Source organism: Nonomuraea sp. CA-141351 (assembly GCF_050944675.1).
Classification (GTDB): domain Bacteria; phylum Actinomycetota; class Actinomycetes; order Streptosporangiales; family Streptosporangiaceae; genus Nonomuraea.
Map to the genome: position 1 here is coordinate 9,131,360 of NZ_CP191982.1, position 14,015 is coordinate 9,145,374.

Sequence of the window (14,015 nt, forward strand, 5' to 3'; positions counted from 1 at the left end):
GGTGAGGTCAGCCGGTGGCGACCGGTCTTGTGGGGTCGGCGACCCAGTTGGACCAGGAGCCCACGTAGAGCGCGGCGGGCAGGCCCGCCACCTCCAGCGCCAGCACCTCGTGCGCGGCCGTCACGCCGGAGCCGCAGTACGCGCCCGCCTGAACGCCCTCACCGAGCCCGAGGCCGGCGAAGCGGTCCCGTAGCGCGGCGGGGGCGAGGAACCGGCCGTCGGGCCCCACGTTCTCGGTCGTGGGCGCGTTGACGGCCCCGGGAACGTGCCCGGCCACCGGATCGATCGGCTCCACCTCACCCCGGTAGCGTTCGGCGGCGCGGGCGTCGAGCAGCACGCCCTGGGTGGCCAGCGCCGCCGCCTCGTCAGCCGTCAACATCGGCATCCCGCCCGCCCTCGCGGTGAAATCCCCCTCGGTGGCGCCGGACGCCGCCAGGTCCGGTGTGTCCTTCGTGGTGGGCAGCCCGGCCTCGATCCATGCGGGCAGCCCGCCGTCGAGCACGCGAACGTCCTGGTGACCGAAGTAACGCAGCGCCCACCACGCCCTGGCCGCGACCGTGGACCCGGCGTCGTCGTAGACCACCACCGGCCGCCCGTTCGACACCCCCAGCCGCCGCATCGCGCTCTGGAACGCGCCCGCCTCGGGCAGCGGATGCCGCCCGCCCTCGCCGGGAGGCGCCGCGAGGTCCTTGTCCAGATCGCAGTAGACGGCGCCCGGAATGTGCCCCTCGCGATAGAACTCCACCCCGGGCGGCCCGCCCAGCCGCCAGCGAACGTCGAGCACCGTCACGTCGTCGAGCGCGGCGAGCTCGGTGGGTGTGATCAGCGGGCTGGTCAAGTGCGTACCTCCAGGAGCGGGACATACTGCTCGGCCGCCGTCATCGAACCGTGGTATCCGATGAAGAGCGCCTCGATCGGGTTGTGGGTGGGGGCGGTGATGGCCAGGTCGATGTACGGCACGGCCACGACGTCGCCGATGCGTTCCAGCCACGTGTCCCGCACGCGTGGCCCGAACCAGCCCGACTCGACCGCCTCCTGCCTGGACACTACCCAGGCCTTCCCGCGAAGAGCATCGCGCCACGCCTCCAGCACGTCTTTCCCCGCTCCCCGCTCGGCGTAGACGTGCCTGGCCCTGGCCTCCCCGCCGAGCAGCGCCACGCCTTCCGTCAGCTGGGGAACTCGCTCGGCGTCGATCTTCTCGGTGGCGTTGACCATGCCGTGGTCGGCGGTCACGTAGAGGGCGGAACCGGGAGGCAGGCCCTCGGCGAGCCGGTGCGCCATGTCGTCGACGATGGCGAGCTGCCGGAGCCACTCCTCGCTCCCCCATCCCGTCATGTGCCCGGCGGCGTCCAGATCGCCGTAGTAAACGGTGACGTGCGCCGAACCTGCCCGCATCGCCTCGTGCACCCGTGCGACGCGGTCGTCCACGGCGTCGGCGGCCACGTAACGCACGCCTCGATAGACGGCCCTGGTCAGCCCGGTGCCCTCGAACTCCCCGGGACCGACGTAGACGGAGTCGATCCCGGCCCGGACGGCGCGCTGGTAGACGGTCGGGGCGGGCTGCCACTGGTCCGGATCCATGGTCAGGCCGCCGGGCATGGTCCACCGCAGGCAGTTGAACAAGTGGCCGGTGCCGGGCACGGCGAGCGTCAGCCCGAGCATGCCGTGCTCGCCCGGTGTCAGGCCGGTGCCCAGGGAGCAGAGGCTGGTGACGGTGGTGGCGGGGAATCCGGCGGTGAGCGTCCTGCCGGCCAGGCCGGAGAGGAACGGGGCGGCCTCGGCGTGCGCCCGCAACAGCTCGGCCCCCAGGCCGTCCACCAGGAAGAGGCAGACGCGCTCCGCGGGCTCCAGGACGAGCGGGGGATCGTTCAATGCGGCGAGGGCGGTGGCCGTGTCGCGCGCGACCGGCGCGTTGGGGACATTCGCCGTTATGGGGGTATCCGCCGTATTTGGCGTGCTCGCCGTGCCGGACGCGTCCGCTGTCGTGTCGGGAGCGTTCGCCGCGTCGCGCAGGGTCGCCGCGCCAGGCGCGTCCCCTGGCGTTTCGGGGGCACTCGCCGGGTGGCGAGCGGTCGCCGTAGCAGGGGTGCCGGGCTCGTGCACGCCCAGCGCCGCCAGCAACGCATGAGGCAGATCCGCCAGCGACCCGCCGCCGTACCCCGGCACCAGCATGCCCATCATCCTATGCCTTCGCGGATCTCTCCCTCTGCTCGCGGACCCCCACCCTTCCTTTACGGCCGGCCAAGTTGCCCGCACGCGCCGTCGCCGGTGTCCGACCGTCACGGCCGGTCGTGAAGGCTCACGGGGTGCTCGCCGTTACGAGCGCATCGTGGGCCGGCTTCTTCGCTGACACGTCGGCCGGTGCCCCCACCCATCATGGGGCGCCGATCGGCGGCGGTCAGGAAGCGGTCGGGGGGTGGTCACGAAGCGGCGCGAGCGGTGGCCTCGGAGAGGGCCTTGGCGAAGGCGAGGACGTGGGTGACCGCCTCCGGGCCGTCGGCCGCCTCGCTGACCCTGAGCGACAGGTCGTCGGCCGTGATCGCGCCCGTGTAGCCGTGGTCGGCCTCGCAGTTTTCGTCGCCGCACGTGGCCGGCTCCAGGTCCACGTGGGAGATGGCACCCCAGCCGATCGTGAGCGTCGCCTCCGTCGGAGGGACCCCTGGCACGTAGGAGGCGGGGTCGGGCACCACGCGAGTGACGGCGACCGACTGGACGCGGCTCAGCCGGACGGCCTCCGTGGTCGTGGAGGCGTGGGAGGTCGAGACACCCTCCACAGCGGGGTGCTCGTCGGTGTGGCAGACCAGCAGCCGTGTCGCCGACAGCACCAGGACGGTGACGTGCCTGCGCACCTCCATCGCGGGATCGAACGTGGCCTCGTGATGGACCACGAAGGCGGTCACCGCCTCCTTGCCCAGCGCGGATTCGACCGCGTCGGTGACGAGGTCGGGATAGTAGCCGCTGCGCTCGATCGCTTCGCGCAGGCCCGCGGCGGAGACTCGGGTTTCCCTCATGGGTCCATCCTGCCAGGACCGGGCAGTACACTCACCCGCCGTATATAACGCTCTATAACGTCTTTATCCAGGCATCAGCAGGCACTTGGGTTCACTACATTTACCGCCATTCGCCGCCATTCGCTGAGAGCGGATCACGAGAGCCTTCGGGGGCCTCCGTCGAGGCGCGGGCCCGCAGGAGTGCGCAGGGTGGTGCGGGCGCCGAGGATGATGACGTTCGACTCCCCGACGAGCACCTGGTCCAGGTCCAGCCGGGCCACCTCCGGCAGGTCGCCGGCCAGGCGGCCGACGCGTACCAGGAGGTCTTCCAGGGCGTCCACGGCCACGGGCGGGTAGCCGTACTGGCCGAAGAGGAGCGGGGCCGCCCGCACGGAGCGCACGAGCGCGGCGGCGTCCTCGCGCGTCAGGGGCGCCAGCCGGAACCCCTGGTCGAGCAGGAGGCGCGCGGTCACCTCGCCCAGGCCGAACGATACGACGGGGCCGAACGCGGGGTCCTCGACGGCGCCCACGACGGTGGGCACGGCGGGCTGCGGCGCCATCCGCTGGACCGCCAGCTCCACCTCCTCCCCCAGCTGATCGGCGAACCCGGCGAAGGCGTGGCGCACCATCTCGGGCCCGGTCAGGCCGAGCCGGACGGTGCCCGCACGGCGCGAGGCGCCGGGGTCGGCCACCTTGAGCACCACGGGCCACCCGAGTCGCTCGGCCGCCTCCACCGCCTCGTCCGGCGACCGCACCACCTCGGCCGGCCAGACGGTGAGGCCGTAGCAGGAGAGCAACTCGGTGGCGTCGACCTCGACCGGAGGGCCCGGCTGAGCGAACACACCCGACGACGATTCGCTGACGGCGCCCCGCGGCTCGTGGGATCGCCCGGGCACCTCGGCAGAGGCGGCGCCTGGCGGCTCGGCGACCGTGCCCGGCGATTCCGCGGAGCGCCCCGACGATCCGCCGGTGACGCCTCGGGATCCGGCGGTCGCGCCGTGAGGTCCAGCGGTCGTGCCTTGAGGTCCGGCTGAAGCGCCCGACGGCCCAGCGTGCGGCGACTCGGTGGTGGCGCCCGGCTCGTCACCGACGATCGGCGACGGCTCGGGGGTGCTCGGAGGGGCTGACTCTGCGCCTGGCGACCGTCCCGAGGAAATGTCGGTCGTGCCCTCCGCCGCCGGCGACACGCTCGCCGCGCCAGCCGAAGCGCCCATGGACCCGGCCGAGGTGGGCGACGGTCGGGCAGCCGAAGAGGGTGCCGTGGTGGACAGGGCCGTGCGGACCAGGTCCTTGGCGCGGGCCGTGTCGATGTCGTCGAGCTCGGGTGGCGGCACCGCCGGGCGGGCGCGCCACCTCGCGTACCGGACCACCTGCGCCAGCGCCCGTACCGCCTCCTCCGGCGCCGCATACGACGGGATCGAGCCGCGCGACGGCGTCACCTCGCACCCCGGCGCGCGGGTCCCGACGCGCAGGGACGGGTGCATGCCCAGATGGCCCTCGAACGTCGCGAGCACCGGCTTGGCGGAGTCTTTGGAGACGCGGAGCAGCTCGGCCGCCACCTCGTCCGTGTCGCCGGGGATGGGCGGCATGTAGATCACGACGGCGGCGTCCACGTCAGGGGAGGCGAGTTCGCCGGCGAGCGCCGTACCGAACTCCGAGGCTCCGGCGGCGGGACCGAGGTTGACCGGCGGGCGGGGCTCGAGGCCCGCGGCGAGGCAGGCGTCGGCGGCGAGCAGGCCGAGCGCGTCGGAGTTGGTCACGAGCGCGACCCTGGGCCCGGCCGGCAGCGGCTGATACGCCAGCAACTGGCCGACGTCGAAGAGCTGGATGAGGTCGTCGACCCTGATCAGCCCCGCCTGCTCGAACAGCGAGCTGATCGCCGAGTCCGGCAGCCCCAGCTCCTCCGCCGAGTGCCCGGCGGGGGTGCCGCCGCTCTTGACCACCACGACGGGCTTGCTCCGGGAGATGCGCCTGGCCAGCCGGGTGAACTTGCGTGGATTGCCGAGCGACTCGAGATAAAGCAGGATCACCTCGGTCGAGTCGTCTTCCTCCCAATATTGCAGCAGGTCATTTCCGGAGACGTCGGCCCTGTTGCCGGCGGAGACGAACGTCGAGATGCCCATGCCGCGCTGCGCCACCCGCTGGAGCAGCGCGGTGCCGAGCGCGCCCGACTGGCTGAAGAACCCCACCTTGCCCCTGCACGGCAGGGTCGCGGCGAGGGTGGCGTTGAGCTTGACGGAGAGGTCGGTGTTGGCGATGCCGAGACAGTTGGGGCCCACGACGCGCAGCCCGTAAGAACGTGCGATGCGGGCCAGCTCGTCCTGCCTGGCCCTGCCCTCGGGACCCGTCTCCCCGAACCCCGACGAGACCACCACCAGCCCGTGCACGCCCTTTTCCGCGCACTCCTTGACCACGTCGATCACCCCGGAGGCGGGCACGGCCACCACGGCCAGGTCCACGTCGCCGTCGATGGCCCCCACGCTCGCATACGCCCGCACGCCCGCCACGGCCCGCACCTCCCGGTGCACGGGGTAGACGGGGCCGGTGAAGTCGGCGGCCAGCAGGTTGCGCAGGACGGTCTGGCCGACCCCGCCGGGCTCGCGGGAGGCGCCGATGACGGCGACGGAGCCGGGGGTGAGCAGCCTGGCGATGGACCTGGACTCGGCCCGGTGCTCGCGCGCGAGCGTGACCTCCGTCGAGGTCTCGGTGGGGGTGAGGTCGAGCGTCATGCGTACGACGCCGTCCTCGAACTGGCTCTGGGCCGTGTAACCGGCCTGGCGCAGCAGGCCCATCATGCGCATGTTGGCGGGCAGGACGTCGGCGACGAAGCGTTCGATGCCGTTCTCGCGGGCCGTGGCCGCCAGGTGCTCCAGGAGCACGGAGGCCACTCCTCTGCCCTGGTGCGCGTCCTCGACGAGGAAGGCCACCTCGGCCTCACCCGGGCCGGTGCGGTCATAACGGATGACGGCGACCATCTCGGTGCCGATCGTGGCGATAAGGGCGACCCGGTTGACGTAGTCGACGTTCGTGAACCGCTCGACTTCCCTGTCGGACAGCCGGGGCCTCGGCCCGAAGAATCGAAAATAGATCGACTCGTCTGACAAACGCGAGTAAAAGGAGCGGAGGCGGTCCGCGTCGGCGGGTCTGATGGGACGGACGTGGGCCGTGCCGCCGTCGGCCAGGACGACATCGGCCTCCCAGTGGGCCGGATAGTGTGCCTCCACAATCACGAGCGTAAACCCGCATCCCATATGCCAAGACCAGAGCCGCTGTTGGGCAACGCTTGTGCATCGACTACAGCCCGGTGTCCCGGGTCCGCCCCACGAGCAGCCCGGAAGCTGTTAGTTTTGCCGTGGCCAGGCTCGTTCTGAAGGCAGCAAGGTGGTGACATCATGACGCGGGTCGTCGTGGTGGGCGATCTCATGACCGACGCGGTCGCGCGCGCCCGTTATGCACTCGCCAGGGCGAGCGACACCCCGGCGATCGTGACCATGCACGGCGGCGGCTCTGGGGCGAACATCGCCTCGTGGCTGGCCGTCGAGGGCGCCGAGGTGGCCTTCATCGGCCGCAGAGGCGCCGACATCACGGGGCGAAACCGCGACATGGAGCTGATGGGCTACGGCGTCGACGCCCGGCTCGTCATGGACCCCGAGCGCCCGACCGGCACCTGCGTGGTGCTCGTCACGCACAAGGGCGAGCGCACCATGCTCTCCGACCCGGGCGCCAACGCGGCGCTGTCGCCGGAGGACCTGCCGCGCGACCTGTTCACGGGAGGCACGCACCTCCACCTGTCGGGCTACACGCTGATCAACGAGGGCTCGCGTGACGCGGGCCTCGCGGCGCTCGACATGGCCAGACGCGGAGGGATGTCGATCTCGGTCGACTGCGCCTCCTCCGCGCCTCTGGACCGCACGGGGGCGGAGCCGTTCCTGGAGTGGACCAACGGGGTCAAGCTGCTGTTCGCCAACATCGAGCAGGCCAAGGTGCTGACCGGGCGCGACGACGCCGAGGCCGCCGCCAAGGTGCTGACCGCATGGTTCCCGCAGGTCGTCATCAAGATGAACGCCGAAGGCGCGCTCTGGTACGGCAACGGCCGCCCCGAGCCTGTCCGCGTGGCCGCCGAGCCCGTCGACAAGATCGTCGACGGGACGGGGGCCGGAGACGCGTTCAGCGCCGGCTTCCTGCCCGCCTGGCTGGCGGGCAAGCCACCGGCGGAGGCGCTCGCCTCAGGCTGCCGGCTGGCGGCGAAGGCGATCATGCACCTAGGCGCCCGCCCGCCGTTCTGACAGGTCCTGTCATCTCCGGCGCTCGAGCAGCGGATCGCCTGCTCGAGCGATGAGCGCCACCCCGCGGTGGCACGATGGTGCTCCGGGCGATCAGGAGCGGGTTCCCCGTTGTGAACGGCTCTCCGCCGCTATGGTGGGGCAGGTCGGGATTTAGTACGACGTAAGGAGCCGGATGCGGGGCGTGCGTCCGTTACGGCCGGGCGACCCTCCGTCGGTGGGCGCGTACGAGGTCACAGGTTTCCTCGGCGAGGGCGGCCAGGGCAGCGTCTACCTCGGCGTCTCCCCTTCCGGCGAGCAGGTCGCGATCAAGCTGCTGCACGCCAGGTTCGCCGACGACGAGCAGGCCGTACGCCGCTTCCGCCGCGAGGCCGAGGCGGCGCGGCGGGTGGCGGAGTTCTGCACGGCCCGCGTGCTCGAAGTCGGAGCCGTCAACGACGAGCAGCCGTACATCATCGGCGAGTACGTCGACGGGCCGTCCCTGCAGCACCAGGTCACCAGGGAGGGGCCGGTGCAGGGGCCGGCGCTGATGCGGCTGGCGATCACGACCGCCACTGCGCTGGTGGCCATTCACGGGGCCGGTGTGGTGCACCGGGACTTCAAACCGAGCAACGTCCTGCTGGGTCCCGACGGCCCCCGTGTGATCGATTTCGGGATCGCGCGGGCGCTCGACATCAGTCAGAGCCTGACGACCGGGATCGTGGGGACGCCCGCGTTCATGGCGCCCGAGCAGTTCCACGGGGAGGCGTATCCGGCGAGCGATGTGTTCGCATGGGCGGGGACGATGGTGTTCGCGGCGACGGGTCGGGGTGCGTTCTCGCTCGGCCCGCTGCCCGTGGTCATGCATCGCATCCTCAACCTGGACCCCGATCTGTCGGGTGTGCCGGAGGAGATGGCGCCGCTGCTGCGGGCCTCCCTGTCCAAGGATGCCCGGCATCGGCCCACCGCCGAGCAGTTGGTGCGGGACCTGATCCGCGCCGGCACGGCCGGCTCGCCGCCCCGAGGCTCACCTGGCACGGCGCCGCCCCCTCCAGGAACAGCGGCACAGCCGTCGAGCGGCCCGCAGGCGTATCCCGCGGAGGCGGCAGGGAGGCCGCGTCCGCACACCCCGCCCGAGGGGAACGGCGCGCCGGGCCTCTGGGCAGGCGGCGCGCCCTACGGTGCGACGCCACCGGCCGGCGGGTCCCGGGCCGGAACGCCTCAAAACGGCGGGCCCCGCGGTGAGCCGATCCAGGCCCCCGCGCCTCAGGCCGGAGCACTTCTGGGCGACGGGCCTCAGGCGTACAGGCCCATGCCCTATTCAGTGGACGGGCCGGTGCGGCATGGGCCCGCGACCCAGCCTCAGCGACGACGGCGACGGGCGGGGTTGATCTCGGCAGGGGCGGCGGCCACCGCCCTGGTGGCCGGGGTGGCGGTGTGGCTCGTGGCGCAGGCGGACACCCGGACGCCCCCGGGCCCCTCCCCTACGCACTCACTGGAGGCCCAGTTCGGGACGGCGGTCACGTCGGTCGCGAACCCCTCCACGAAGCGGGGCGGGACCCTGCGCGTCGCCTCTTCGGTGCCCATGGACCCCACCGATCCGGAAATGACCTACCAGGGCCTCTCCCTCAACCTCGTCCGGCTCTACGGACGCGCGCTGACGATGTTCAGGCCGGCGCCGGGAGCCGCCGGGACGGAGATCGTGCCGGACCTGGCGGAATCGCTGGGCGTCCCGAGCGACGGCGCCAAGACCTGGACCTACAAACTCCGACAAGGCGTGAAATATCAGGACGGCACCGCGATCCACTCCAAGGACGTCAAGTACGCGATCCTCCGCAGCCTGGACCCCAGCGTCCTCGGGACCTCCGGCCCCTTCCGCGAACTGCTCGACCTCCCCACCGGTTACAAGAGCCCGAGCAAGTCGCCGAACGTGAACACCGACTCGGCCATCCAGACCCCCGACGACCGGACGATCGTCTTCCACCTCAAGAAGCCGTACTCCACGTTCGACCAGGTCGTACAGCTCCCCGTGACCATCCCCGTCCCCGCACGCGACGGCAAACGGGCGAACATCCTCGCCTCGGGCCCCTACAAGATCGAGCAGGCCTCCGACGACCTGTCCAAGATCGTCCTCGTCCGCAACAGCCAGTGGGACGCCGCGACCGACCCCAATCGCACAGCGCTGCCCGACCGGTACGAGTTCGAGTACGACCTCACCAACGCCGACCAGCGGCTGCAGAACGGCGACGCCACCCTCGGCCCTCTCGTGCCCGACGAACGTGTGCCAGGGGTGCTCAGCGATCCGGCGCTCAAGAAACGGGCCGACGCACCCGTGACGACGTCCGTGCGCATGCTGGCGATCAATCCGGAGGTGGCACCGTTCGACAACGTCGAGTGCCGCCGTGCGGTGGTCCGCGCGCTCAGGCTCAAGGACTTCCCCCTCGCCTACGGCACCGCGCGGGCCCAGGTCCCGACGTCGCTCCTGCCGCCCACGATCCCCGGCCATCGCTGGCGCGATCAGAACCTCAAGGCGGACGGCGACCCGCAGGCCGCCAAGGAGTCGCTGGCCGCGTGCGGGCATCCGTCCGGGTTCGCCACCACCTACATCTACCGGGACATCGCCTACGAGCAGAAGGCGGCCCAGGTCGTCCAGCGCAGCCTCGCCCAGGTGGGCATCAAGCTCACCCTGAAGTCCGTCCCCACCGCGGACTTCTTCCAGAAATACGGCGGCAGCCCCGAATACCTCAAGCAGAACAAGGTGGGCCTGATCGCCAAGCCCTGGGGAGCCGACTGGCCGGACCCCGACGCGTTCCTGCCGCCGATCGCTGACAGCAGGAAGATCAGCGCCAAGTCGTACTCGTTCAACGTGAGCGTCCGCGTCAAGGCCATCGACGACCTCATGGACAAGGCCAGGGCCGAGCTCGACCCCGCCAAGCGGGACGTCCTGTGGAACCAGGTGGAGCAGAAGCTCGCCGAAGAGGCGGTGCTCATGCCGCTGGCCTGGTCGAGCCCTCTGCTGCTGCGCGGCATGAACGCCACGAACGTCCACGTCAGCCCGGTCTTCGCCGACTATGACCTGCTGACCATGGGCGTCAGGTAGTGGTGGCCAGGGCGAGCGGGAGCACCGCCGGGGCGCCCGCGTGCCGGACGAGGGCCGCCGCGAGCGTCACCGTCCACCCGGTGTCGACGCGATCGTCCACGAGCAGCACCGGCCCGCCGCACCCGGCGATCGAGGCACTCAGCTCCTTGGGCATGGCGAGCGTGGCCCTGACCGCCTGCACCCGCTTGGCGCTGTTGAACTGCTGCCCCGGCGAGCCAGTCCGATATCCCAGCTCCCCCAGGTAGGTCAGCCGCCCCACCGACGCCAGCCGCTCGGCGAACGCGCGCACGAGCGTGGGCCGCGTCGCGGACGGGACGTTCACCACGGCGACGGGCCGCTCGCGCCAGTCCCAGGCCGACAGCACCTGCACCACGGCCTTGAACATGTCGTCGGGCATGGGCCCGTCGTCCCCGTTGAACAGCTCCCGCAGCCGGTTGCCCCACCCGATGTCGGTCAGCCTGCCGAGCGCACGGCCGGGCTCGGCGCCCAGCTCGGGCTTGATCCGCCCGGACAGGTCGGACAGCCCGGTCGGCCACTGCTTGCGTGCCTCGATCTCGACGCCCGGCCTGCTCAGCCGCCGGCGGGCGCTCTCGACGGCCTGCCCGCCGATCTCCGGCGAGCGGTGCCGCCCGGTGCAGTTGTCACAGCGCCCGCACGGCTTGGCGGCCTCGTCGTCGAGGTGCCTGCGCAGGAACTCCTCCCTGCACTCGGATGTCGTCAGGTAGCCGAGCATGGCCTCCTGCTCGGCCCTGCGTTCGGCGGCGATGCGGGCGTAACGCTCGGCGTCGTAGGTCCACGGCTCACCGGTGGCCTCCCAGCCGCCCTTGACCCGCCGGACCGCGCCGTCCACGTCGAGCACCTTGAGCATCATCTCCAACCGGCTCCGGCTCAGGTCGACGGCCGTTTCGAGCGCCGGTGTGGACATGACGCCGCCTTCTCCGAGCGCACGGAGCGTGGCCTGCACGACGGGCTCCGGCGGGAACGCCAGCGAGGCGAAATACGCCCAGATCTCGCGGTCCTCGGTCCCCGGCAGCAGGATCACCTCCGCCCTCTCGACCCCGCGCCCCGCCCGGCCGACCTGCTGGTAGTAGGCGACGGGCGACTGCGGCGCCCCCACGTGCACCACGAACCCCAGGTCCGGCTTGTCGAACCCCATCCCCAGCGCACTCGTCGCCACGAGTGCCTTGAGCTTGTTGTTCAGCAGCGCCTCCTCGGCCGCCAGCCGCTCGGCCGGGTCGGTCTGCCCGGAGTAGGCGGCCACCTCGAACCCCTGCTCGCGCAGGTATCCGGCGATCTCGTGGGCGGCGGCGACGGTGAGGGTGTAGACGATGCCGGAGCCGGGCAGCTCGCGCAGCGTCTGCGCCAGCCACGCCAGCCGCTGCTCGGCGGTGGGCAGGCGCACGACGCTCAGGTGCAGGCTCTCCCGCTCCAACGCCCCGCGCAGCACGAGCGTGCCGTCCCCGTCCTCGTCGGGCAGGCGCATCTGCTCGGCCACGTCACGGGTGACGCGGGCGTTCGCGGTGGCGGTGGTGGCCAGGACGGGGATGCCCGGCGGCAGGTCCTCGAACAACGTGGCCAGCCTGCGATAGTCCGGCCTGAAATCGTGCCCCCAGTCGGAGATGCAGTGGGCCTCGTCCACCACCACGAGCCCGGCGCTCTCGGCCAGCTCGGGCAGGACGTTGTCGCGGAAGTCAGGGTTGTTGAGCCGCTCGGGGCTGACCAGCAGCACGTCCACCAGTCCCTCGGCGACCTGGCCGTAGATCTCCTCCCACGCCTCGGGGTTGGCGGAGTTGATCGTGACGGCCCTGATGCCTGCCCGCTCGGCGGCGGCGATCTGGTTGCGCATGAGCGCCAGCAGCGGCGAGACGATGACCGTGGGACCCTCGCCCAGGTCACGCAGGAGCGCGGTGGCCACGAAGTAGACGGCCGACTTGCCCCAGCCGGTGCGCTGCACGACGAGCACCCGCCGCCGATCCACCACCAGGGCCTCGATGGCGGCCCACTGGTCGTCGCGCAGCACGGCGTGCTCGCCCGCCAGCGCCCGCAACCGCTCCTCGGCCTCTTCCCGCAGCATCGCGACATCGGCTTCAGTCATGCCCCCCTTGTTACCACGCTTCTTTTGGATGCCGCGCCGCCGTCCGCTGCCCAGGCTTCTCCAAGACGCCCATCCTTTACGGCGGAGCACGGTGGGCGCCTACCGCCGCACGTGCCCGGGGCCTCCAGGGTGACGCCTGCTGACCCGCACATGGCGGGCGGCCGTTACGTGCGCATCCTGGGCCATCTGGGTGGTGACCAGGTCAGCCGCCACCGACGCACAGCGGATCAGCCGTCATCGCTCACCGCCCATCGGCCTCCGTCACCCACCGTGGGACCGCAGCGCGTCAACCGGCGTCGCTTCCCCCGCGGCCCGGAGCACCACCCAGACGGTCCACTTTGCGCACGTAACGGCGGTCGGCCGCGTGCGGGTCAGCGGGCGTTTTCCTGGAGGCCGCCAGCCACGGCCGGCGGGTGGCGCTTACCTTGGCCCCGCCGTACAAGATGGGTTCAAAGCATTTACATGGGATCCGCGTGCTCAGGAAACGCGTTGATGGTGACGCGGTGCATGCGGCGGCGTTCGGTGTAGTCGGCCACCGCGTAGTGCTGGGTCGGCCGGTTGTCCCAGAAGGCCAGGGTGCCGGGCTGCCAGCGCAGCCGGACCTGGTACTCGGGCGACCGGATGTGGTCGATCAGGAGCGGCAGCAGCGCCTCGTTCTCGCGGTCCGTCAGCCCCACCAGGCGGGTCGTGGAGGCGCGGTTGACGAACAGGGCCTTGCGGCCGGTCTCCGCGTGCACGCGCACCACCGGGCGCTCTATCGGCGGCCAATTCGCCTGGATCTCGGCCAGGTCGAACGGGTGACCCTTCGAGATCGCCTTCTTCATCGACATCGTGATGTCGTGCACGGCCGTCAGCTCGTCACACAACCGCTGCAGCGACGGCGAGAGCGTCTCATAGGCCAGGTACGTGTTCGCCCAGCACGTGTCGCCGCCCACGCTGGGCAGTTGGACGCAACGGAGCAGGGAGCCCATCGGCGGGGTGGGTTCGAAGGTGTTGTCGCTGTGCCACTCGTCCCCGCCCTCGCCCTTCGGCGAGGTCTGGTCGAGGACGTGGATGGGGCTGGTGGCGTCCTTCTTGAAGGCGGGGTGGTTGAGCGAGCCGAAGTTCAGGGCGAACTGCAGGTGCTGCTCGTCGTCGATGTGCTGCTCTCGGAAGAACAGCACGAGGTGCTCGAGCCAGCCGGCGCGCAGGGTCGCGACCTCTTCTGGTGAGAGCGGTTTGCGCAGATCGACCCCGGTGACCTCGGCGCCGATGTGCTTGGTCACGGGATGAAACTCGATCATGACGCCTCCGGGACAGCAGGATCCTCGTGCGGCGAACGTAACACCAAGCAATTGCTTGGTCAAGCAGACTGGCAGGACGCCGATCGAACAGGTATGCGAGAAGTGGCCGGGATCAAGTATCATCTTGACTTCGGCGCAATGCCAGACCTGTGCGACCGGCTCGGCCATCGGCGAGGAGGTGCTTCAGTGACTCTGCGCGAGCGGCATCACCTGTCAGCGCGATGGATACGTCACAAGGGACGTGGCTCGTGCCATCATCTCCAGGGGGCAAACACGCCGGAACCC

8 protein-coding genes are annotated in these 14,015 nt (G+C 71.2%); 2 read left to right on the forward strand and 6 right to left on the reverse strand.

Features of this window, described 5'->3' with window-relative positions; all coding sequences use genetic code 11:
- Positions 1 to 7 precede the first annotated feature (7 nt).
- The 4 genes from ACQPWU_RS42975 to ACQPWU_RS42990 form a co-directional block, all read right to left on the reverse strand.
- Positions 8 to 838 (reverse strand): sulfurtransferase, encoded by an 831-nt coding sequence (locus ACQPWU_RS42975; protein ID WP_433431411.1) that lies wholly within the window; start codon positions 836 to 838, stop codon positions 8 to 10.
- Complete coding sequence (locus ACQPWU_RS42980) at positions 835 to 2,172, reverse strand: alkaline phosphatase family protein (RefSeq protein WP_433431412.1); 1,338 nt, start codon at positions 2,170 to 2,172, stop codon at positions 835 to 837. The genes ACQPWU_RS42975 and ACQPWU_RS42980 overlap by 4 nt, the downstream gene beginning before the upstream one ends.
- Positions 2,173 to 2,420: 248 nt before the next feature.
- Positions 2,421 to 3,011, reverse strand: a complete 591-nt coding sequence (locus tag ACQPWU_RS42985; protein ID WP_349451723.1) for a DUF5998 family protein — start codon at positions 3,009 to 3,011, stop codon at positions 2,421 to 2,423.
- 134 nt (positions 3,012 to 3,145) lie between these two features.
- Positions 3,146 to 6,241, reverse strand: coding sequence for a GNAT family N-acetyltransferase (locus ACQPWU_RS42990; RefSeq protein ID WP_433431413.1), 3,096 nt, complete (start codon positions 6,239 to 6,241; stop codon positions 3,146 to 3,148).
- Positions 6,242 to 6,382: 141 nt separating this feature from the next.
- On the opposite strand from ACQPWU_RS42990, the gene ACQPWU_RS42995 reads away from it, so the two are divergent.
- Entirely contained in the window at positions 6,383 to 7,276 is an 894-nt protein-coding gene (locus ACQPWU_RS42995; protein ID WP_433431414.1) for a carbohydrate kinase family protein, read from the forward strand.
- Positions 7,277 to 7,448: 172 nt separating this feature from the next.
- Positions 7,449 to 10,352: an ABC transporter substrate-binding protein gene (locus ACQPWU_RS43000; protein ID WP_433431415.1), complete on the forward strand. Its 2,904-nt coding sequence runs from the start codon at positions 7,449 to 7,451 to the stop codon at positions 10,350 to 10,352.
- On the opposite strand, the gene ACQPWU_RS43005 is transcribed toward ACQPWU_RS43000, so the two are convergent.
- Positions 10,345 to 12,447, reverse strand: coding sequence for a RecQ family ATP-dependent DNA helicase (locus ACQPWU_RS43005; RefSeq protein WP_433431416.1), 2,103 nt, complete (start codon positions 12,445 to 12,447; stop codon positions 10,345 to 10,347). The genes ACQPWU_RS43000 and ACQPWU_RS43005 overlap by 8 nt on opposite strands.
- A gap of 458 nt (positions 12,448 to 12,905) precedes the next feature.
- Entirely contained in the window at positions 12,906 to 13,730 is an 825-nt protein-coding gene (locus ACQPWU_RS43010; RefSeq protein ID WP_433431417.1) for a TauD/TfdA dioxygenase family protein, read from the reverse strand.
- Between the last annotated feature and the right edge of the window lie 285 nt (positions 13,731 to 14,015).